Source organism: Acinetobacter sp. YH12102 (genome assembly GCF_013419125.1).
GTDB classification, from domain to species: domain Bacteria; phylum Pseudomonadota; class Gammaproteobacteria; order Pseudomonadales; family Moraxellaceae; genus Acinetobacter; species Acinetobacter pseudolwoffii.
The window spans coordinates 131,595-152,389 of the sequence record NZ_VPAS01000006.1; the positions used below are offsets into that span (position 1 = coordinate 131,595).

Genomic DNA, 20,795 nt, shown 5'->3' on the forward strand with positions numbered 1-20,795 from the left:
TGGCTAAATACAGTTCAGATATTTTACTCTAACCTATGGTGCTTTATCTCAAAAATAGATTCAATGTAGACTTAAGTCCTAAGCATTTCCGATAAATAAAAAGAGAGCAAACCTTTCAATCCACTCCCTCCTTAAATTTCCGTTATATAATAACATCGTTCTTGTTATTTTTCAGGTCAGTTTTACAGCTAAAAATCATAAATACCCCAAATAATTACATGTTCTTGTTCTATGGCACTTAACATCACCCGTCATTTCCCGACTACCTGACTCAACTTTATACATTTTAAGTATAGTATCTTTATTTTTATCTGATGATTTTTTATTTTGCTTCAATGGTTTGCACAAAAAAAGCACACCTTGTGGTGTGCTTTTTTCCAAACTGCTATCAGCAGCCTATTAACCTGCCATATCTAAAAGCATATTACGGATATGACCGATTGCTTTAGTTGGGTTCAAGCCTTTAGGACACACAGATACACAGTTCATGATGCCTTTACAACGGAACAATGAGAATGGATCGTCAAGACGAGCCAAACGCTCTTGTGTTCCAGTATCACGCGAGTCAATGATGAAGCGGTAAGCGTTCAACAATGCTGAAGGACCCAGGAACTTGTCCGGGTTCCACCAGAATGACGGGCATGAGGTTGAACAACATGCACATAGAATACATTCATACAGACCATCAAGATGCTCACGCTCTTCAGGAGACTGTAAACGTTCCTTTGGAGGCGCAGGCTGGTTGTTGATCAAGAATGGATGGATCTTGTTGTACTGATCGTAGAACTGGTTCATGTCAACCACCAGATCTTTCACTACAGGAAGGCCAGGCAATGGACGAACAGTAATTTCATTTGGTAAATCGTTCAGGTTCCAAAGACACGCCAAACCATTTTTACCATTGATGTTTACACCATCAGAACCACAAATACCTTCACGACATGAACGACGGAACGTTAAAGATTCGTCTTGTACTTTTAATGCTAGAAGTGCATCAAGCAACATACGGTGCTTGTCAGTCAATTCCAGTTTAAAAGTCTGCATGTACGGTGCTTTATCCTTGTCAGGATCATAGCGGTAGATATGAAATGTACGAGTACCTCTACTCATCTGAATTCTCCTGATTAGAATGTACGTGGTTTAGGTGGAATCGCGTCAACCGACAATGGACGGTAACGAACTGGCTTGTACTCAAGACGGTTGTCCACAGAGAACCATAATGTGTGCTTCATCCACTCATCATCACGACGACCATATGGATAATCCGCATGATCCGGTGACAATTCGAAATCTACCACAGTATGCGCACCACGACATTCTTTACGCGCAGCAGCTGAAATTAAGGTCGCTTTTGCAACTTCATACAAGTTTTCAACTTCTAATGCTTCAACACGTGCAGTGTTAAATACTTTAGATTTGTCTTTCAAATGAATATTACGAACACGTGGCTCAATTGCAAGAATCTGCTTTACACCTTCCTCAAGTAGTGCCGATGTACGGAATACACCCGCATGATCTTGAACGATGTCACGAATCGCATCTGCAACTTCCTGAGCATTCTCACCTGTTGTGGATTCGTCAAGTTTACGAATACGCGCAACCGTTTGCTCAAGTACAGTTGTTGGTAGTGGCTCGTACTCATCACCGTGATGCTTAGTCACATAATCGATGATGTGTTTACCCGCAGCCTTACCAAATACCACCAAGTCAAGCAGTGAGTTGGTACCTAAACGGTTTGCACCATGTACAGATACACATGAACATTCACCAATTGCATAGAAACCTTTCACTGGCTTAGTGAAATCACGTTCGGCTGCATTGGTCGAATAAACATCGGTATCCTTGTTGTAATGTGCCGCCAGCGCTTCAGTTTCGCGTGACTCAGGCACAACAACCTGACCATGAATATTGGTTGGAATACCACCCATTTGGTAATGGATTGTTGGTACTACTGGAATTGGTTCTTTGGTGATATCCACGTTCGCGAATTTCTTGCCAATCTCGAATACCGATGGCAGACGCTTCATGATCGTATCCGCACCTAAATGCGTCATATCAAGCAGGATATAGTCACCTTTAGGACCACAACCACGACCTTCTTTGATTTCTTGGTCCATAGAACGTGATACGAAGTCACGTGGCGCCAAGTCTTTCAAAGTTGGAGCATAACGCTCCATGAACGGTTCGCCATCTTTGTTACGAAGGATTGCACCTTCACCACGACAGCCTTCAGTCAACAATACACCTGCACCCGCAACACCCGTAGGGTGGAACTGCCAGAATTCCATATCTTGCAATGGAATACCTGCACGCGCCGCCATGCCAAGACCGTCACCAGTATTGATATAGGCATTGGTAGATGCACGGTAAACACGACCCGCACCACCGGTAGCAAACAATGTGGCTTTACCTTGGAATACAGCAATTTTACCAGTTTCCTGGTCAATTGCAGTGACACCAAGTACGTCGCCTGCTTCGTTACGGATCAAATCAAGTGCGATCCATTCTACGAAGAATTGTGTACCCATTTTCACGTTGCTTTGATAAAGCGTGTGAAGAAGTGCGTGACCTGTACGGTCGGCAGCAGCACATGCACGTGGCACCGCTTTTTCACCGTAGTTCGCAGAGTGGCCACCGAATGGACGCTGGTAAATTGTACCATCAGCGTTACGGTCAAATGGCATACCCAAGTGTTCTAATTCGTATACCACTTGAGGTGCTTCACGCGTCATAAATTCGATTGCGTCTTGGTCACCTAACCAGTCCGAACCTTTTACTGTGTCGTAGAAATGGTAGTGCCAGTTATCTTCTTGCATATTACCAAGAGATGCACCAATACCACCCTGCGCTGCCACAGTGTGAGAACGGGTTGGGAAAACTTTGGTCAGTACCGCAACTTTCAAACCAGCTTGAGCAAGTTGGTAAGACGCACGCATACCTGAACCACCACCACCCACGATGACTGCATCGAAGGTTTCGTGTGGAATATTTGTGTAATCTTCTTTAGGGTTTATAGCGCCCATGATTGTTTCCTATCAATTCGCCCAAAAAATCTGGATCGCCCAGATTGCATATGCCAACACAGCAATAATCACTGCTGAAGTCAGTACAATACGCAAACCATTCGCCGAAGGACCCATTTGACGAGTCGTCACATAGTCTGTGAAAACTTGCCACATACCAATCCAAGCGTGTGCAACAAGAGATAAGACTGACAATAAAGATAGAATCTTCATTGGAGTTGTCATCATGAAGCCATACCATTGTTCATAGCTGAATCCACTGTTACACAGGATCCAACCCAAAATAACAACGGTATAAACAGCCAAAATAACAGCACTAACACGTTGGAGAAACCAATCGCGAGAACCTGAACCTGTTAAACCAGTAGCGCTTTTCATTAGAGTACGATCCATACAAATGCTGCAACGATACCGATTGCAGACAAGATTAATGCGATAGTAGATGCGACACGGCCACTTTCTAATTCTTCAGCAACGCCAATGTCAGCAAGTAAATGCTTAACACCCGCAATAAAGTGAAAAATCAAGCCGGCGACAAATACCCATACAATGAAACGAACAATGAAACCATTCATGATTTCTTGAACTTGCGCAAAACCTTCAGGTGAAGACAGTGATTTGTCTAAAATCCAGAGAAGGACCGGTACGAGTAAGAATACGATAACACCTGAAAGACGGTGTAGAATTGATGCAATAGCCACGGGCGATTTTAAGTTTACTTCTAAAACTTGACCCATGGACAAATTGACAGGTCTGTTGCTTTTCACAGCGGGCATCCTGTAAGTAAAAACTCCATCCGGAGTTTGTTGGAATTAATTCGAAGGAAAGCTGGCATTCTTAGGCAAATACATGCCTAAAATCAAAACGACACTGAATTATAAAACGTCAACTATTAAAACACAAACAGATGGATTTGGCTTTTTCAAGAAAAACCCTTTAAATAAGAATCATTAACAACAACATATGAGGTTCTTTAGCGACTAAGAATCCACTAACTTTCATCTATATAATTGTTTTTAAATAATTAACTTGATCAATTTACTCTGTTATTCTTTTTAAAGCCAATTCCCGCTATTTAGACTAAAGATGCACAGTTGCAGCACAAATCTTATTTAAAATCTCGATTTAATTTAAATGGAAATCAAGCTCATACAGGTAGTGCAGCAGTTATTAAGATGGGTCTGCTTTCAGGTATAATTATAACCTGAGCTTAAAGAGTCACTTAGACTGCACTCGATGATGGATTTTTTGATCGCTTTAGAGGATTTGGATTCGAAAAATCACTCATTTATTTTTAGACTGGGGACCTTTGCTGCAAAGTTGGCCATTTATTAAGCTATTTTTTAATCAATTGAATCAAGTCAAAAATTTAATTAATTGCTTTTATTTATAATTCTGCATGTGCAAAGGAAATGAGTAAAAACCATGTAAGTTATGAGATTTATATAGTTTTAACAACTCCCAATAAGATCAGCGATACTTTTTCGCAGCATTTCTTAGTCTGAAAAAACGCTTACAAATAATTCAGGCCCTCTATTTTTTTCTGCACCTCTGTTTAAATTTGACTTATTATAGAGGTTTGATGCTGTGATTTTACTGAACTTTTTATACCAAGATGGTGTGACTAAGCCGCTGTGCAAGCGTCATTTTTTCATCCATAAGTATAATTGACAAAATTTCAGTACTCACTAATCTTATAGCAAATTTTTGATCCATCCGTTTTGTGCATTAAAAGATTGATAGACAACTCGGATATACATTCACCAGGACAGGAGATCTATTGAATGTCTGAAGCAACTGGCAAGAAAGCCGTTTTACAGCTTGATGGCAAAGAAATTGAACTACCAATTTACAGCGGCACATTGGGCCCAGATGTAATCGACGTTAAAGATGTGTTGGCTGCAGGTCACTTTACTTTTGATCCTGGTTTTATGGCAACAGCGGCGTGCGAGTCTAAAATCACCTTCATCGACGGTAACAAAGGTGTACTTTTACACCGTGGCTACCCAATTGATCAATTGGCGACTAAAGCTGATTACCTAGAAACTTGCTATTTACTTCTTAATGGCGAACTTCCGACTGCTGAGCAAAAAGAAGAATTCGACGCTAAAGTACGTAACCACACAATGGTTCACGACCAAGTTAGCCGCTTCTATAACGGTTTCCGTCGTGATGCGCATCCTATGGCGATTATGGTGGGTGTTGTTGGTGCGTTATCTGCGTTCTACCACAACAATCTGGACATCGAAAATGTTGATCACCGTGAAATCACAGCGATCCGTTTAATTGCGAAGATCCCTACTTTAGCGGCTTGGAGCTACAAGTACACAATCGGTCAACCGTTTGTTTACCCACGTAACGACTTGAACTACGCTGAAAACTTCCTTCACATGATGTTCGCGACTCCTGCTGATCGTGATTACAAAGTTGATCCTATCCTTGCTAAAGCAATGGATCGTATCTTCACGCTTCATGCTGACCATGAACAAAATGCCTCTACGTCTACAGTACGTTTAGCTGGTTCTACTGGTGCTAACCCGTATGCATGTATTGCTGCTGGTATCTCGGCACTTTGGGGCCCTGCTCATGGCGGCGCGAACGAAGCTGTTCTTAAGATGCTTGATGAAATCGGCTCTGTAGAAAACGTTGCTGGCTTCATGGAAAAAGTGAAGACTAAAGAAGTTAAACTGATGGGCTTCGGTCACCGAGTTTACAAAAACTTCGATCCACGCGCGAAAGTCATGAAAGAAACTTGTGACGAAGTTCTTGGTGCGCTTGGCATCAACGATCCACAACTTGCTTTGGCTATGGAACTTGAACGTATTGCACTTTCTGACGAATACTTCATCAAACGTAACCTATACCCGAACGTAGACTTCTACTCAGGTATCATCCTTAAAGCGATTGGTATCCCGACAGAAATGTTTACTGTGATCTTCGCGCTTGCACGTACTGTTGGCTGGATCAGCCACTGGTTAGAAATGCACAGCGGTCCTTACAAGATCGGTCGTCCTCGTCAGCTTTATACTGGTGAAGTTCAACGCGATATCGCTCGTTAATTCGAACGGCGTTGCAAGACAGAAAACCACCCTTTGGGGTGGTTTTTTTAGTGCTGACAAAATCCTACATATAGCCTCTTTAATTCCTTTTAAAATGCATGAACCTCGACCATATTCATAGATTGAAAACTTGAACAGGATCTGTACTTGATGTTGTTGTATGCCCTACCGTTTATTTTAAGATTCATCCGTTTTGAACAGTTCAAGTGCCGCAGCCTAACGCCCGGTGAAATCAGAATCTGTCAGCAGGTATTTGGCAATCTGATTGACTATTCGGCAGTCAGGATCATGAATCACCCATATTTACCCTGGCAATCCAGACATGTGATTATGGCACCCAGTGGTTATATCCATGCACGAAATTTAAATTATCGGGAAGACTATTCATGTGAAAGCTTGGCCTATCAGGCACTGTTTATTCATGAGATGACCCATATTTATCAATACCAACAGCAGATTAATGTGGTTTTAAAGGGCGCATTTCTACAAAGTGCTTATTTTTTAAGCTTAGGGAAATATAATCCTTACAAATATCAATTTAATCCCAACAAATCATTTTCACAGTATAATATTGAACAACAAGGTGATATTGCCCGAGATATTTTTCTTAAAAAAATACCCAATATTATTTTAGATAGCCAAACAATTGTTTGATATATAATCATTTTTATTCAAAATATCATCTTGATTTGGCATTTTTAAAATTAAGGCCATGAATAAATGATTTAAATCCTGAGATTTATTCATGTGCAGAAAACCTACATATTCTTTATTTTTGGATAATAACTTTTCATTTCAACATTCATTCTCGCAAAACAGCTCTAGCTTCTGGATTAAATTTCGATAAAATAACCCAAGTATGATATTTTAGCTCGCAGATCAAGATTTAACGATCATGTGATAAAGACGTTTTTTCTTTTGCCATTTGGCATTTTTTTAAGTATCAAAATGCACTCAGCTGGATAATTAGAATTATAAAAATCAGTGATTTAGTGTATTAACCTATAGGAATAGGATTTAATTGGAATGAAAAGTTTTAAAATTGCGATTGCTCAGCTCTCTCCACATGTGGGCAATTTGGATGCAAATACTCAAAAAATGATTGATCAGGCCAATCAGGCTAAAAAAGATAAGGCTGATCTGATTATCTTCCCTGAGCTTGCAATCTTGGGCTACCCTGCAGAAGATCTATTAATTCGTCCAAGTCTGGCCAAACGCACCAAAGCTGCTTTTGAAAAACTGACTGAAGTCAAAGATATTGTGATGGTCTTCGGTTTTGTAAATCAAACTGAAGATGGCCAGCGTTATAACTCAGCAGCCGTCATGAAAGATGGTGAGGTGCTGGGTATTTATAACAAACAGGTGTTGCCAAACTATGGCGTATTTGATGAAAAGCGTTATTTCGGTGAAGGTCATCAACATCTGGTATTTGAATATCTCGGACACAAATTTGGTGTGCTGATTTGTGAAGACGCATGGTCTTTAGCTACTGTACAGCAGCTGGCAAAACTCAATATCGAAACTGCTCTGGTACTGAATGCCTCTCCATATGAAGTGGGTAAACCACAACACCGTATTGAGACCATGGCAGCTCTGGTAAAACAATTGAATATCAATCTGGTCTATTGTAACCAGGTCGGTGGTCAGGATGATCTGATCTTTGACGGTACCAGCTTTGTGTTAAATAAATCTGGCGAAGTCGCGCTACAGGCCCCAAGTTTCCAGGAAAGCCTTTCTATCGCAGAATATGATGCTGAACAGCTTCAATTTAGCAAAGGTACAATTACACCTGCGCTGGACACCATGGCTGAGATCTATCAGAGCCTGGTGATGGCAACCCGTGATTATGTACAGCGTTCTGGCTTCCCCGGCGTGATTCTGGGCCTATCGGGTGGGATCGATTCTGCCCTGACCCTTGCGATTGCTGCAGATGCCATTGGTGCAGACAAAGTTCAGGCGGTCATGATGCCTTATACCTATACCGCACAAATCAGCGTAGAAGATGCGGCTGAACAAGCAAAAAATATGGGGGTAACCTTTGGTATTGCCGAAATCAATCCGGTAGTAAACGGCTTTATGCAGGTACTCTTCCCGTTCTTTGGAAGCGCCCCGGCAGATGCGACTGAGGAAAACCTGCAAGCACGTTCGCGTGGTACCTTATTAATGGCGCTTTCCAACAAGTTCGGCAATCTGGTGCTTGCGACCGGAAATAAATCTGAACTGGCTGTGGGTTATTGCACACTGTATGGTGACATGGTCGGTGGCTATGCCGTCTTGAAAGATGTGTACAAAACCATTGTGTTTGAACTGGCGAAATATCGTAACAGTATTTCAGAAACACCCGTGATTCCAGAACGTGTCATTACTCGCCCACCATCAGCAGAATTGCGTCCAGATCAGGTCGATCAAGACTCTTTACCTTCGTATGACATTCTGGATGCCATCCTGTATTCATACATCGAAGAAGACATGAGTCAAAACGATATTATTGACAAAGGTTTTGATGCCGAGGTGGTGAAAAAAGTCATCCGTCTGGTCGACATGAATGAATACAAGCGCCGCCAAGGTGCAATTGGACCACGAATCAGTTCACGTTCTTATGGGCGCGAACGTCGTTATCCAATCGTCAATGGCTGGAAAGCAGGTAACTAAGCCCTTTTCTTAGTTATTTAAATCGAATCGCCTGAGTGAATACTGGGGCGATTTTTTTATATCGACGCTAAAAGTAGAAAATTAATCAACAATCACAGAAAAATAATTTTGGAAATATCTGAAAATTTAATGGATGCTTCAAATAATTTTTATCATGCGCCATACTTTTTAAAAGACAAAAAAAGAGACCAAGCTGAGAGCTTGGTCTTTTAAAATGGTGGCTATGACGAGACTTGAACTTGTGACCCCCGCATTATGAGTGCGGTGCTCTAACCAACTGAGCTACATAGCCGTAAACTGTGTGCGCATTATCGTAATTTCAGGTGCTATCGTCAAGCATTTTAAAACACAAATGTTCAGTCTTTATGCAAATGAAGAATAAACTCTTAAACTTTAAACAATATTAGATTTTTTATTTGGTATTTCACATATTCTTATGAAGAACTTTAATGCTTGGAGCTTTCACCGATGTACAAAATCAACATACTGATTCTTTTACTTAGCACTTTAGCAATCACCGCCTGCCAGGTGATTTCTCCTATTTTTGTCAACTACAATGGAGTACGTCGCGATGTGGCACAGTGGATTAATCATCAACAATTCATGAGCATGCAACAGAAACGCACCTTGGCGCAATTAAGTCGGGCTCAACAGCAAATCAAGCGTTATCCGGAATATGATCAGACTCAACGACTGGCCATTGCCAAAGAAAATCAGATTGCATTCTATTGTGCACGTTTGCATGTGAACGAACATAAAATCCAGCAACTGCAACAACAAATTTTCGCACCTGAGACGCAGGCGATTTTAAATCAATATGAACAACTGGCACCACAAATCAAATTGGACCCGGCATCCATTCAATGTGATTGACAATCAGCTTGAATATTTCTGTAAATCCATATAATTCAATTATTTAAAATCAATAAACCATGAAACTTAAAACTCAGAAACCTGCGTTTAACTGTTTAATCTATTAGACATTATACCTATGTATTTACTTGGTTTTATTTTTATACAATACAGGCTATGATCAAAGTATAAACAACTATTCGTACTCGGTTTAACGTGTCATCATTTTTATAACACTTAATTCCCAACAGGAGAATTCTAATGCCTTTTGAACATATTTTAGTCCCTATTGACGGTTCGGAAACATCTTATGCTGCCGTTGATAAAGCAGTCGAAGTTGCCAAAGCATTTAACAGTAAAGTGACAGTGGTACAGGTACTGACACTCGACCCTTATATTGCTGCGGAATATATCTCTGCAGCGCAAACCAACGACCTGATTGAACGTGCTCGCACCTCGATCTTAAAAACTCTGGATGAAGCCAAAGCAAAATTCTCTGGTGCAGGTGTTGAAGTAGATACCCAGCTACTTGAAGGCCAGGTGATTTATAGCGAGATTGTCAAAGCAGCGAAAGATTTAAATTCTGACCTGATCATAATTGGTTCACATGGCCGTACTGGCTTCAAGAAACTGTTCCTGGGCAGCGTAGCTCAAAGCATTCTAGGTCAGGCCGATATTCCAGTGATGGTTATTCGCAAGTAATCCGTGCATCAAACTCAAAATCCCCACTTTCTAAAAGCGGGGATTTTTTATATCTAGACCCAACCATCCCACTGATAGCGTTTTAAATCCACACGATCACCATTCAGCACAATCCCTTCCTGTATCAGCTTTTGTTGCTGAATATTCTGGCCAGATGAATCAAGCTTGTTCAGACTGATTTTAGCTTGTGCATTGATCACCCGATACCAGGGAATGTCGGTATTTTCTTCCAGATGGCTTAAAACCCGACCCACTAAACGTGCATGTTGAGGTAAACCGGCCAGTCTGGCAATCTGCCCATAGGTTGCAACTTTTGCATAAGGGATCTGACTGACCACAGTCAAAATCATCTCTGCCATTTCCTGACTGGCTGAACTTGTCTTGCTGCATTTTATCTGTTCAATAGTACCTTTAAATAAAAGATCACGCCCTGATCCCCCTATTAACAGCTATAGGAAAATAATCACGCCTGATTAAATGCTGATTCAAGCGATCTCATTTCACTATTAAACATAATCCAGTAGCGCTTTATCTTCTGGATTTTATCTTTAGAAATTATCTGGATTTTCCAGCCGTTTTACCTCTTGAACTTTGTCTGGATGATGTACGGTAGCAACACCATCGATATCTTTCTGATCAATCAGAATCTCTGGCTGAAAAATAGTGATGGTTTCATTTCCTTTGACATCTTCTCCGACAATATATTGGAAACCCTTACGGTTCAGCTTGTGGCACATACGCTGGTACCAGCCTTTAAAGCCCTGTGTGTCTTCCTCGGGATTATAGTAAAAAGCATTCATCACCGCAGGTAAGCCCAGACCACACACCAGACCCGACAAGAGCACCACAATAAAGGTATAGCCCACCAAGATACTGCTATAAGCCTCTAGCTGAGGAATATTGGCCACCGCCAGAATAAGCGCCAGGGAAATCCCGCCACGCACACCGCCCCAGGACAAAATCGTTAAACTGCCGTTATAGCTTTTTCGGCGTATTTTGGGGAACATGGCAAATGCCAAGTGATTGGCAGCAAAGCGGGCTAAATGTAAAATAATAAATGCCACAATCCCGCCCAAGACCAGACTGGTACTCAGGTCAAGAATAAACAACTCCAAACCAATCAGAGTAAACAGGAAGGAGTTAATAATCCCTTCAACCGTATGCCAGAAATGGTTCACGTCACCAATATCGGCATCGGCCAGAATTTCTTTCCATTTATTACCGACAATTAAGCCACCAATGACACAGGCAATCGGTGCTGAAGCATGGGCCAATAAAGCAATAAGATAAGAGCCACATGCCAATAAAGCAGTGGTCAGAATCAGTGACTCCATTTCATGCTTGCCACGCAAGATTCTTAATATTGCAAAGCCAAATCCCAGACCAATCAGTACGGCCACCACAATCTCATACAATAAAGTTTGCATGACAGCCAGTACCGTAAAGTTTTCGCCTTGCAGAACATTGAGCAGGGTCATAAATAAGGCGATACACATGGCATCATTAAATAACGATTCGCCTTCCAGCTTGACAATCAGATGATGCGGTGCGCGAACTGAACTCAATACGCCTTTAATGCCGATCGGATCAGTCGCACCTAAAGCCGCACCAAGTAATAACAACACCAGTAAATCCACATGATTACCAATCAGGAACTGATAGCCATATAAAACTGCACCAAAGAACACCGCGCAAAAGACCAGCGCTAAACTTGCCAAAATACCAATCGGTCGCCAATGATTACGTAAATCTGAAACCTTAAACTTCAGTGCAGATGAGGTCAGAATAAAGCAGATCACCCCATTGATCAGAAAGTCATAAAAATCGATGTTACGAACAGCCTGCTCGATATTGTCAATATTAATACTAAAGAATGGATTACCTTGTAATAAACTGGCGCCCCATTGCAAAATAAAAACAAAGATGGCCGAAACAATCGGAACACCGATCGCTTGCGGAAAACCTAAAACACGCTTATTAAACATAGTGGTGGCAATGGAAAGTGCAAAGACCACCGTGAGTAGCTGAAGAAAAAAGAAATTTCCCATTCGGTTTCCTAAAGTCGGGCGAGATGGAGCAATATGCGCCGAGCGGCATGGTCAAAATAGAGATTTGAATAGCAGAGCATTAGTAAAAAGGCATTCTAGCAAAACAAGTTTAATCCTCTTTTTATCGAATTGAGTTAAGTTTCTTTTCAGTATTTCCGAATGATGATTTAACATACAGATCAGCACTCGGCTTTTGCTTTCCCATCTTTCTATTTTGAATTTTTCTCCCATGCACCAAACTGTCAAAACCATTTTTCGTCTTTGTTTTGCGAGCGTGATTTTTCTGATCACCTTATCCTTATGTTTTACCTGCTTCGCTAAAATTCAGGAGATTCTGCAGGCAGAACAGCATTATCAGCAGGCAACCCGTATTCCCTTGAAAAGTACAACTGGCGAACAGTATGTTTTGGTATCTAATAACCAGCGACCGGACAATGCCATTTTTATTCTGATTGCAGGAAATGGTTATGTGGCCAAAATCAATTGTGAGCATTACAGTGCTTTATGTAGTGATGAGGATAATCAATCACATACCCGTCAAATCCAGAGCGTCCACCTAATTAAAGCAGGAAATCTGTTTTATATTGAAAAAATTCAATTTAGAGATAGCCAGACTGGCAAAGTCACGGCTCTCGAATATACCAACCATGATATGCAGCAGTTCTATCAAAATGACATCAACAATCTCAAATATACGGTCTTTGCCATTGCCTTGTTTGCTTTGGCCGCCTTATTTGTCAGTATCAAGATATTAAGAAATTTCCGGCGTTTTCTGCATAAATAAAAAAGGATTGCCTGCTCCACAGCTGCCCCACAATTGAATTAAGTAGATTTTGGAGATGCGAGTGTGACAAGGAGGTCACACCTTAGCCATCACGACAAGCATGTTGTGTATGGCGAACAAAAGACTTTTGCCTGCTTTTGACCTGTCAAAAGCAGGATTTCATGACTTCACAGATTCAAACTATAACCAAAGTTCAAATGATGAGACAGCAGTGGCACCTGCTCCTTTTTTTATCTGGAAACAAGCTAAATATTTTGGTTAAAGGTATCGCAATTCGAAACCTGACCCGATTTCAAGCCGGTATTAAACCACTGTACACGCTGCGCACTGCTGCCATGGGTAAAGCTGTCCGGTACCACCTGCCCGCGAGCACGTTTCTGTAAATAGTCATCACCAATTTTATGTGCGGCATCCATAGCTTCCTGCACATCTCCCTGTTCCAGAAACTGGGTGCGCTGATGATTATGGTAGGCCCAGACTCCGGCCAGACAGTCTGCCTGCAATTCTTGGCGCACTGAAAGCTGGTTACTCTGTACTTCGCTTGCCTGCTGACGTGCCTGCTGTACTTGAGAGGAAATCCCCAAAATGGTCTGGATATGATGACCTACTTCATGGGCCACCACATAAGCCTGCGCAAAATCTCCGGCCTGATCATTACGGGAGAGTTCGGTGGCATTCTGTTCTCCACCAATCCCCATCTGAGTACGCATATCTTTAAAGAATGCGGTATCGATATAAACTTTCTGGTCTGCCGGACAGTAGAAAGGCCCCATCGCCGCCTGAGCCGTACCACAACCCGAATTCACAATGCCATTGAACAAAACCAGTTTTGGGGGAACATACTGCTGATTTAACTGCTGCTGAAACACCTGAGTCCAGGTATCTTCAGTATCTGCTAGTACGGTGCCGACAAAATCAATCGACTCCTGCTGTTCCGGCGTAGGATTTTCCAGACCCCGTGTTTCCGCCGCACCCGATACGCCTTGGGTGACCTGTTTGGTGGTTTGATAAGCTTGCTGTGGATCGACGCCGAAGAATTTCCAGGCCACAAAAGCCACAATCAACCCGACAATACTGATACCACCAGCTTTGGCACCACCACCGCGACGGTCTTCTACATTACTACTGACACGACGACCTTTCCAACGCATAGTTTTTTTCCTTTTCTTCATCTGCTCAATTTGCAGATATTTTTGCATCTTAAGCTTTTGATGATTTGGGCCAGATTTTTTTAATCAGGCTGATGACCAGCATCACCAGCAGACCCGCTAAAATTCCCACGGCGAAATTAATCAAGGTCGGTGTTACAGCACCTACAATATTTCCGATACTGGGAATATCCTGTACATAGCTAACACTATCTTCAGTAAAGTGGTGAATAACAGGAATAGCATGATTAATAATTCCCCCACCGACCAGGAACATCGCTGCAGTTCCAACAACTGATAAAATTTTCATCAGAATCGGGGCAAATGCCAACAAGCCGCGTCCTATTTGTTGCTTAAAATCGGACTGCTGCTCGGTCAGATGCAGACCGATATCATCCAGTTTGACAATCAGGGCAACAAAACCATAGACCCCGATGGTCATCACGATCGCGATCAGGCTTAAAACGGTAACTTTGGTCAGCATAGAGGCTGCTGCTACCGTCCCCAAGGTAATCACGATAATTTCAGCCGAAAGGATAAAGTCGGTGCGAATCGCGCCTTTGACTTTTTCATTTTCAAACTGGTGCAAATCTGTTTCAGTCTGGATCAGTTGCTCACGGGCCTGTTCAGCATCCTTGGCCTTCGGTGTATGCAAGGTGTGTACGATTTTTTCCACGCCTTCATAACACAGAAACAAACCACCCAGCACCAATAAGGGGTTAATCAGCCAGCCGGCAATAAAGCTGATTAACAAGGCCAGCGGCACTAAAATCAGCTTATTGACAAAAGAACCTTTGGCCACTTTCCAGACTACCGGTAATTCACGATCTGCCCGTACGCCTGACACTTGCTGTGCATTTAAAGCCAGATCATCACCGAGGACGCCTGCTGTTTTTTTGGCTGCCATTTTACTCATCACAGCCACATCATCCAAGACCGTCGCAATATCATCTAATAATAGTAATAAACTGCTCGCCATATTTATTATCCTTATCATATTTCAGTTTATTTTAATCAAAATTCTTAAAAATATTGTATTCACTTGTTTAATTAATAAGATTTTTTTAATACAGCTTTTTTTCTGGCTGACAATCAAAAACAGAATACCGTACAATGTTGCCATTCGTTAAAATACAGCTGTAGTACTGACTACCCTTTGGAATAAATAATGAGTAATCAAGATAATCGTCCAGTGATCTTGACGGGCGACCGTCCTACCGGACAACTTCACCTCGGCCACTTTGTCGGTTCATTACGCTCTCGTGTAGGCCTGCAAGATTCTCACCATCAACACTTGTTACTTGCTGATGCTCAAGCACTCACCGATAATGCCGATAATTTTGAAAAAGTACGTCGTAACATTATTGAAGTGGCAACGGATTATCTGGCTGTCGGTATTGATCCAACTAAAACTACAATTTGTGTTCAGTCATGTTTACCTGCCTTAAACGAACTGACGATGCTTTACCTCAATTTCGTGACGGTGTCACGTTTAGAGCGTAACCCGACCATTAAATCTGAAATCCAGATGCGTGGTTTTGAGCGCGATATTCCAGCGGGTTTCTTATGCTACCCGGTGGCTCAGGCAGCAGACATTACGGCATTCAAGGCCACTGTTGTTCCTGTGGGTGAAGATCAGATTCCAATGATCGAACAGACCAATGAAATCGTGCGTCGTCTGAACCGTCAAATCGGTCATGACCTGTTACCAGAATGTAAAGCGCTACTGTCTAATGTCGGCCGCCTTCCTGGTTTTGATGGCAAGGCGAAAATGTCAAAATCTTTGGGCAATACCATTGTGCTGGATGCGACAGATAAAGATATTAAAAAAGCCGTCAATGCCATGTATACCGATCCGAATCATCTTCGTGTGGAAGACCCAGGTCAGGTTGAAGGCAATGTAGTATTCACTTATCTGGACGCCTTTGATCCAAACAAAGAAGAACTGGAAGAGCTTAAGGCATACTACCGTCGTGGTGGTTTAGGCGATGGTACAGTGAAAAAACGTCTGGAAGGCATTCTCAAAGAATTGATTGGTCCAATCCGTGAGCGCCGTATTGAACTGGCTAAAGACCCTGACTATATTATGGATATTTTAAAGACCGGAACAGATAAATGTCGTGATATTACCCAGGCGACTTTAGATGAAGTGAAAACCGGTTTAGGTGTATTCCGTTTCTAACATAAAATGATCACCTAAAGCTCTTCATATGAAGGGCTTTTTTATTGCGAGGTGTTTATGCACGATAAAGCAGCAAACTCGCCCATAGAATCTCCATAGTTTTAACCTTAATTAACATCTATTAACATGAATACTGCTGAGTCAAGCCTTACCGGGTCGTATTATAGCTACATACAGTAAGGAATCAAATTTAACTCTCTCCACAGTTAAGCTTGATGTAGTTTGAAAAAACATTCCTTTTTCTACGCAATGATCACCCCAATCATTGCGTTTTTTTTGTCTTTAATTTTTTAGTATAGCGATTTAAAGCATAAAAAAACCCGCCTAAGCGGGTTTTCTAAAATTCAGCACTTATGCATTTTTATGACGCATATGCGGGAACAAGATCACATCACGGATACTTGCTGCATTAGCAAAGATCATCACCAGACGGTCAATACCAATACCTTCACCGGCTGTTGGCGGTAGGCCATATTCCAGTGCTTCCACAAAGTCTGCATCATAATGCATCGCTTCATCATCACCCGCATCTTTTTCCGCAACCTGTGCCTGGAAACGTTCCGCCTGGTCGATTGGATCATTTAATTCCGAGAAGCCATTTGCCAGTTCACGACCACCAATAAAGAATTCAAAACGGTCGGTGATGTGCGGATTATCATCATTACGACGTGCCAATGGAGAAGTTTCCGCTGGATATTCCGTAATGAATGTTGGTTGACGCAGTTTGGTTTCAACTGTTTCTTCAAACACAATCGTTTGCAGTTTACCCAGACCAAAACCTGGCTTCACTTGCTCTTTCAATTCTTCTTGAAGGAATTTTGCCAGGAACTCACGGTCATTGACATTTTCCGGAGTAAATTGCGGGTTATTTTCCAGAATTGCATCAAACATTGAAATTTTCTTGAATGGCCCTTTGAAGCTATACACTTCATCACCATAAGGCACATCGGTCGAACCCAAGATATCCAGCGCCAGTTTTTCCAGCATCTGCTCGGTCAATTCCATCAGATCCTTATAATCTGCATAGGCTTGATAGAATTCAATCATGGTGAATTCTGGGTTGTGACGCGTAGATACCCCTTCGTTGCGGAAGTTACGGTTAATTTCGAACACACGTTCAAAACCACCCACCACCAAACGTTTTAAATAAAGCTCTGGCGCAATACGCAAAAACAATGGCATGTCTAGTGCATTATGATGCGTTTCAAACGGTCGTGCAGAAGCACCGCCTGGGATCACATGCATCATTGGCGTTTCAACTTCCATATAACGTTTTTCAGTCAGGAAGGCGCGAATACCAGCAACCACTTTGGCACGAATTTCAAACGTTTTACGGGTTTCTTCGTTCACGATGAGATCAAGATAACGTTTACGATACTTCACTTCAGTATCATTCAGACCGTGGAACTTGTCTGGCAGTGGACGCAATGATTTGGTTAATAATTCAAAATGTTCGATGTGTACATACAGATCGCCTTTGCCTGAACGACCGATATAACCTTCGATTGCAATAATGTCGCCAAGGTCTAAACCTTTGATGGTCGCAAGTACATCTGCAGCAAGTTCTTTACGGGCGACATAAAGCTGGATACGACCTGTCATGTCCTGGATCACAATAAATGAACCACGGTTTAACATCACACGACCGGCAACTTTGACGTAGACCTTTTCGCCTGCTTCAATTTCTTCTTTAGATTTATCAGCGAACTGGTCTTGTAAATCTTGGGCATAATGCTCACGCTTAAAGGTATTTGGCCATGGGCTTTTACCAGTTTCTTGTGCCTGAGCTTCGATTTGCTTTAACTTGGCATGACGCTGTGCAATTAAATCGTTTTCGGAAATGATTTGTTCAGAAGTCGATTGAGCGTTAGTTTGCGTCATCTCTGCCTCGAATAAGATTAGTTAAAAAATAGAAGTTGCATAGAATAGCAGAAATCCTACCCGAATCGTAGCTTAAACACTCTCAGGAAGCGGCTTTTCTTTGGAAAAATCCACTATCTTGGCATTTTCCCAACCTTATCCCCTCCATCTAATCCACTCTACCAATACAATTCAGCTCGATTTGGGACCGATTATGCGATTACTTAGATGAAAGTCCTAGTGTGTGACGAGGTAGAGCCAATCACTGTACAAAAAAATGCTGGCTTAGACCAATAGCTAACTGCCTTGAATGTCCACACGTTCTACAATGATGCTCAGATTGAAGATGATGTGCCAATCAATAAATACCAATATGGCATGCCCCATAAAAATGAGTAAGATTATGTCTAAGATTTTGTTTTTACATGGCTTAGATTCCTCCAGAGAATCCACCAAGTTTCATGCAATTGATGTCGTGCATAAATATTGTATTGATGTCGATTATCGTAATCTGAGCTATAATTCGGTCGCCAGTTTTTATCATGAGATGATTGAAACCATCAAACCGGATATTCTGGTGGGTCATAATCTTGGCGGCTATTGGGCACTGAAAATGTCGCAGGCTTATCACCTTCCCTGTGTGGTGGCGAATCCCATTTTGCAACCCAATTTCAGAGATGATTATCCGGCAATTTGTCATGGCGATTTACAGCATGATATTCCGCAGTTTGCCTATCTAGAACTGGGCGATGAAATTCTGGATATGCATGCGGTTCAGGCACAGCTTGAAGACTATATGCAAATTCAGGCAGTTGATGGCGGCCATCATCGACTAGAACATCCTGAACAGATTAATACGCTGATTCAGGAAATTGAACATCATTTTATCAGACAATAAAAAAGCCCCGATATTGAGGTAATGCTGATCAGTTAAGGAGTTTAGAAATAGACTCTTTAACTTTTTAGTCATTCACGGCGGAGTCTTAACTTTATAAATCAAATACTTGAAAATAATTTGTTACTTTGGTTTCGCCCAAAGTAACCAAAGGCATTTGTCGTCCGCAAAACTCGTCAGCCACCATCGACTAGTAAATTTGTCGCAGAAACAATCATTTTTAAATCTAGTCCTGCCTCAAACAGTTGCGGATGACTTTTCTACTTGTCAAATATGATCATGAATTTAAAAAAGAAAATGCCAGTCAATTTCTTAACTGACCGGCATTACCGATATTGAGGAGCTTTTTTTTAAATCTACAATTTAGGCAACCGCAGCTTCAGGCTGAGATTTATCATCCAGTACTGACCAGATATCCAGACCTAATTCAGCATGCAAATCAGGAAGATCAAGAAAGATACTTGCACCTAGTACTTCATGCTGACATTTGAGTGCCAATTCATTTACCGCTTTTAAAGTTCCGCCTGTTGCCAGAACATCATCAACAATGATGACTTTCTGAGACTGAACTTCCGCAGACATTTCTAAACGATCCAGACCATATTCCAGGCTATAACCGACACCCACGACTGGAGGCGGCAATTTTCCTGCTTTACGCACCAATAACAAACCTTTTCCGGTACGTTGTGCCAACAGGCTCGCCAACACAAAACCACGTGCTTCCACTGCGATAAAGCTTTCTACTTCTGCCAGTTTGTCAGCAGGAATGCTGGCAATCAGGGCATCAGTCAATGGACCAATATTGCTCATGAAAAGTGGGGTCAAATCATAAAAGCAAATTCCTGGTTTTGGAAAATCTTGGACCGTACGAATGTGAGACCACAAAGAAGTAGACAAATTGCTCATGGGAGATCTTAAAAAAAGAAAAGGAATATGCGAATTTTAAACCTATTTCCAGCCAATGAACAAGCCGAGCTGTATAATAAAAACTCAATATTTAAGCACAAGTTATTGATTTTATTAAATTCATTTATTATAAAAATATTTAATCCAGACTTTACTGATTCTAAATTATATAAAAACCTCAGTTTTTACTGCACGACTTTGGTCTATAACGCCTCATTTAAGCTAAATTTTGCCACAGCAGCCGCTTCATCACTCCACAGCATTTGCCAGCAAAGCCGATTTGACTCATTTTCAGAGAAATACTGAATCCCAAAGTCATTCTGCTGCTAATTTCGCTGATTAAGCTTTTATTCACTTTACTTTCTGAATAGAACTGCGTAAAAATTTAGCCAAATATGTTCACTGTTAAAAAGTCATATTCTTTTAGAGTCTTGCCATTTTATGGATTTTAAGCTGACGGTTACACTTGCTCAGTTTTGGAGAGTTACATGAAAAAGTATCAATGCATCGTTTGTGGATGGATTTATGACGAGGCGGAAGGTTGGCCTCAAGACGGCATCGTGGCGGGAACCAAATGGGAAGATATCCCGGATGACTGGACCTGTCCAGATTGTGGCGTGTCTAAAGTCGATTTCGAAATGATCGAAGTCTGAGCACGCCCAGTTAAAGACCATGTCGATATGG

Annotated in this window: 20 protein-coding genes and 1 tRNA gene; 10 read left to right on the forward strand and 11 right to left on the reverse strand. The window is 41.7% G+C overall.

Features of this window, described 5'->3' with window-relative positions; genetic code table 11:
* Positions 1-399: 399 nt before the first annotated feature.
* The 4 genes from FTU42_RS07920 to sdhC are packed head-to-tail and all read right to left on the reverse strand — an operon-like array spanning position 400 to position 3,799.
* Positions 400-1,110, reverse strand: a complete 711-nt coding sequence (locus FTU42_RS07920; protein ID WP_005171970.1) for a succinate dehydrogenase iron-sulfur subunit — start codon at positions 1,108-1,110, stop codon at positions 400-402.
* Positions 1,111-1,124: 14 nt separating this feature from the next.
* The gene (gene sdhA / locus FTU42_RS07925) at positions 1,125-3,023 is read right to left on the reverse strand and encodes a succinate dehydrogenase flavoprotein subunit (RefSeq protein ID WP_005171973.1); all 1,899 of its coding nucleotides are present in this window, start codon (positions 3,021-3,023) and stop codon (positions 1,125-1,127) included.
* 12 nt (positions 3,024-3,035) lie between these two features.
* Positions 3,036-3,401: a succinate dehydrogenase, hydrophobic membrane anchor protein gene (sdhD, locus tag FTU42_RS07930; RefSeq protein ID WP_005096282.1), complete on the reverse strand. Its 366-nt coding sequence runs from the start codon at positions 3,399-3,401 to the stop codon at positions 3,036-3,038.
* Positions 3,401-3,799 (reverse strand): succinate dehydrogenase, cytochrome b556 subunit, encoded by a 399-nt coding sequence (sdhC, locus tag FTU42_RS07935; RefSeq protein ID WP_074383085.1) that lies wholly within the window; start codon positions 3,797-3,799, stop codon positions 3,401-3,403. The genes sdhD and sdhC overlap by 1 nt, the downstream gene beginning before the upstream one ends.
* A 1,008-nt stretch (positions 3,800-4,807) precedes the next feature.
* Here sdhC and gltA point away from each other — a divergent pair.
* From gltA to FTU42_RS07950, 3 genes are all read left to right on the forward strand, one after another.
* Positions 4,808-6,082 (forward strand): citrate synthase, encoded by a 1,275-nt coding sequence (gltA, locus tag FTU42_RS07940; protein WP_005096279.1) that lies wholly within the window; start codon positions 4,808-4,810, stop codon positions 6,080-6,082.
* A 150-nt stretch (positions 6,083-6,232) separates the two neighbouring features.
* Complete coding sequence (locus FTU42_RS07945; protein ID WP_180075186.1) at positions 6,233-6,736, forward strand: hypothetical protein; 504 nt, start codon at positions 6,233-6,235, stop codon at positions 6,734-6,736.
* Positions 6,737-7,108: 372 nt separating this feature from the next.
* Entirely contained in the window at positions 7,109-8,734 is a 1,626-nt protein-coding gene (locus FTU42_RS07950; protein ID WP_180075185.1) for an NAD+ synthase, read from the forward strand.
* 215 nt (positions 8,735-8,949) lie between these two features.
* Here FTU42_RS07950 and FTU42_RS07955 read toward each other — a convergent pair.
* Positions 8,950-9,026 (reverse strand) — tRNA-Met (locus tag FTU42_RS07955).
* A gap of 176 nt (positions 9,027-9,202) precedes the next feature.
* Between FTU42_RS07955 and FTU42_RS07960 the strand changes: the two genes are divergently transcribed.
* Together FTU42_RS07960 and FTU42_RS07965 are read left to right on the forward strand one after the other, a co-directional pair.
* Positions 9,203-9,607, forward strand: coding sequence for a hypothetical protein (locus FTU42_RS07960; RefSeq protein ID WP_005171986.1), 405 nt, complete (start codon positions 9,203-9,205; stop codon positions 9,605-9,607).
* Positions 9,608-9,847: 240 nt separating this feature from the next.
* A complete protein-coding gene (locus tag FTU42_RS07965) occupies positions 9,848-10,288 on the forward strand; it encodes a universal stress protein (protein ID WP_005096273.1) in 441 nt (146 codons plus the stop codon).
* A gap of 53 nt (positions 10,289-10,341) precedes the next feature.
* Here FTU42_RS07965 and FTU42_RS07970 read toward each other — a convergent pair whose 3' ends face one another.
* Positions 10,342-10,638, reverse strand: coding sequence for an MGMT family protein (locus FTU42_RS07970; RefSeq protein ID WP_074383182.1), 297 nt, complete (start codon positions 10,636-10,638; stop codon positions 10,342-10,344).
* A gap of 198 nt (positions 10,639-10,836) precedes the next feature.
* Complete coding sequence (locus tag FTU42_RS07975) at positions 10,837-12,336, reverse strand: sodium:proton antiporter (RefSeq protein ID WP_005171990.1); 1,500 nt, start codon at positions 12,334-12,336, stop codon at positions 10,837-10,839.
* Between the two features lie 229 nt (positions 12,337-12,565).
* On the opposite strand from FTU42_RS07975, the gene FTU42_RS07980 reads away from it, so the two are divergent.
* Together FTU42_RS07980 and FTU42_RS07985 are read left to right on the forward strand one after the other, a co-directional pair.
* Complete coding sequence (locus tag FTU42_RS07980; protein ID WP_005096270.1) at positions 12,566-13,120, forward strand: hypothetical protein; 555 nt, start codon at positions 12,566-12,568, stop codon at positions 13,118-13,120.
* 109 nt (positions 13,121-13,229) lie between these two features.
* Positions 13,230-13,382, forward strand: a complete 153-nt coding sequence (locus FTU42_RS07985; RefSeq protein WP_180075184.1) for a hypothetical protein — start codon at positions 13,230-13,232, stop codon at positions 13,380-13,382.
* Here the strand turns inward: FTU42_RS07985 and FTU42_RS07990 are convergent.
* The gene (locus tag FTU42_RS07990) at positions 13,366-14,271 is read right to left on the reverse strand and encodes a neutral zinc metallopeptidase (protein WP_100328816.1); all 906 of its coding nucleotides are present in this window, start codon (positions 14,269-14,271) and stop codon (positions 13,366-13,368) included. The two genes, FTU42_RS07985 and FTU42_RS07990, sit on opposite strands and share 17 nt — an antisense overlap.
* Positions 14,272-14,320: 49 nt before the next feature.
* The gene (locus tag FTU42_RS07995; RefSeq protein WP_074383090.1) at positions 14,321-15,247 is read right to left on the reverse strand and encodes a DUF808 domain-containing protein; all 927 of its coding nucleotides are present in this window, start codon (positions 15,245-15,247) and stop codon (positions 14,321-14,323) included.
* A gap of 189 nt (positions 15,248-15,436) precedes the next feature.
* Here FTU42_RS07995 and trpS point away from each other — a divergent pair, with 189 nt between their 5' ends.
* Positions 15,437-16,450 (forward strand): tryptophan--tRNA ligase, encoded by a 1,014-nt coding sequence (gene trpS, locus FTU42_RS08000; RefSeq protein WP_005096266.1) that lies wholly within the window; start codon positions 15,437-15,439, stop codon positions 16,448-16,450.
* A 351-nt stretch (positions 16,451-16,801) separates the two neighbouring features.
* On the opposite strand, the gene lysS is transcribed toward trpS, so the two are convergent.
* Positions 16,802-18,331 carry a lysine--tRNA ligase gene (lysS, locus tag FTU42_RS08005; protein ID WP_005172002.1) on the reverse strand — a complete coding sequence of 510 codons (1,530 nt, stop codon included), beginning with the start codon at positions 18,329-18,331 and terminating at the stop codon, positions 16,802-16,804.
* Between the two features lie 382 nt (positions 18,332-18,713).
* Here lysS and FTU42_RS08010 point away from each other — a divergent pair, with 382 nt between their 5' ends.
* A complete protein-coding gene (locus FTU42_RS08010) occupies positions 18,714-19,208 on the forward strand; it encodes a YqiA/YcfP family alpha/beta fold hydrolase (protein WP_100357258.1) in 495 nt (164 codons plus the stop codon).
* A gap of 360 nt (positions 19,209-19,568) precedes the next feature.
* On the opposite strand, the gene FTU42_RS08015 is transcribed toward FTU42_RS08010, so the two are convergent.
* Positions 19,569-20,111 (reverse strand): adenine phosphoribosyltransferase, encoded by a 543-nt coding sequence (locus FTU42_RS08015; protein WP_005096259.1) that lies wholly within the window; start codon positions 20,109-20,111, stop codon positions 19,569-19,571.
* Between the two features lie 488 nt (positions 20,112-20,599).
* On the opposite strand from FTU42_RS08015, the gene rubA reads away from it, so the two are divergent.
* The gene (gene rubA / locus FTU42_RS08020) at positions 20,600-20,764 is read left to right on the forward strand and encodes a rubredoxin RubA (protein WP_005096258.1); all 165 of its coding nucleotides are present in this window, start codon (positions 20,600-20,602) and stop codon (positions 20,762-20,764) included.
* The last annotated feature ends 31 nt before the right edge of the window (positions 20,765-20,795 follow it).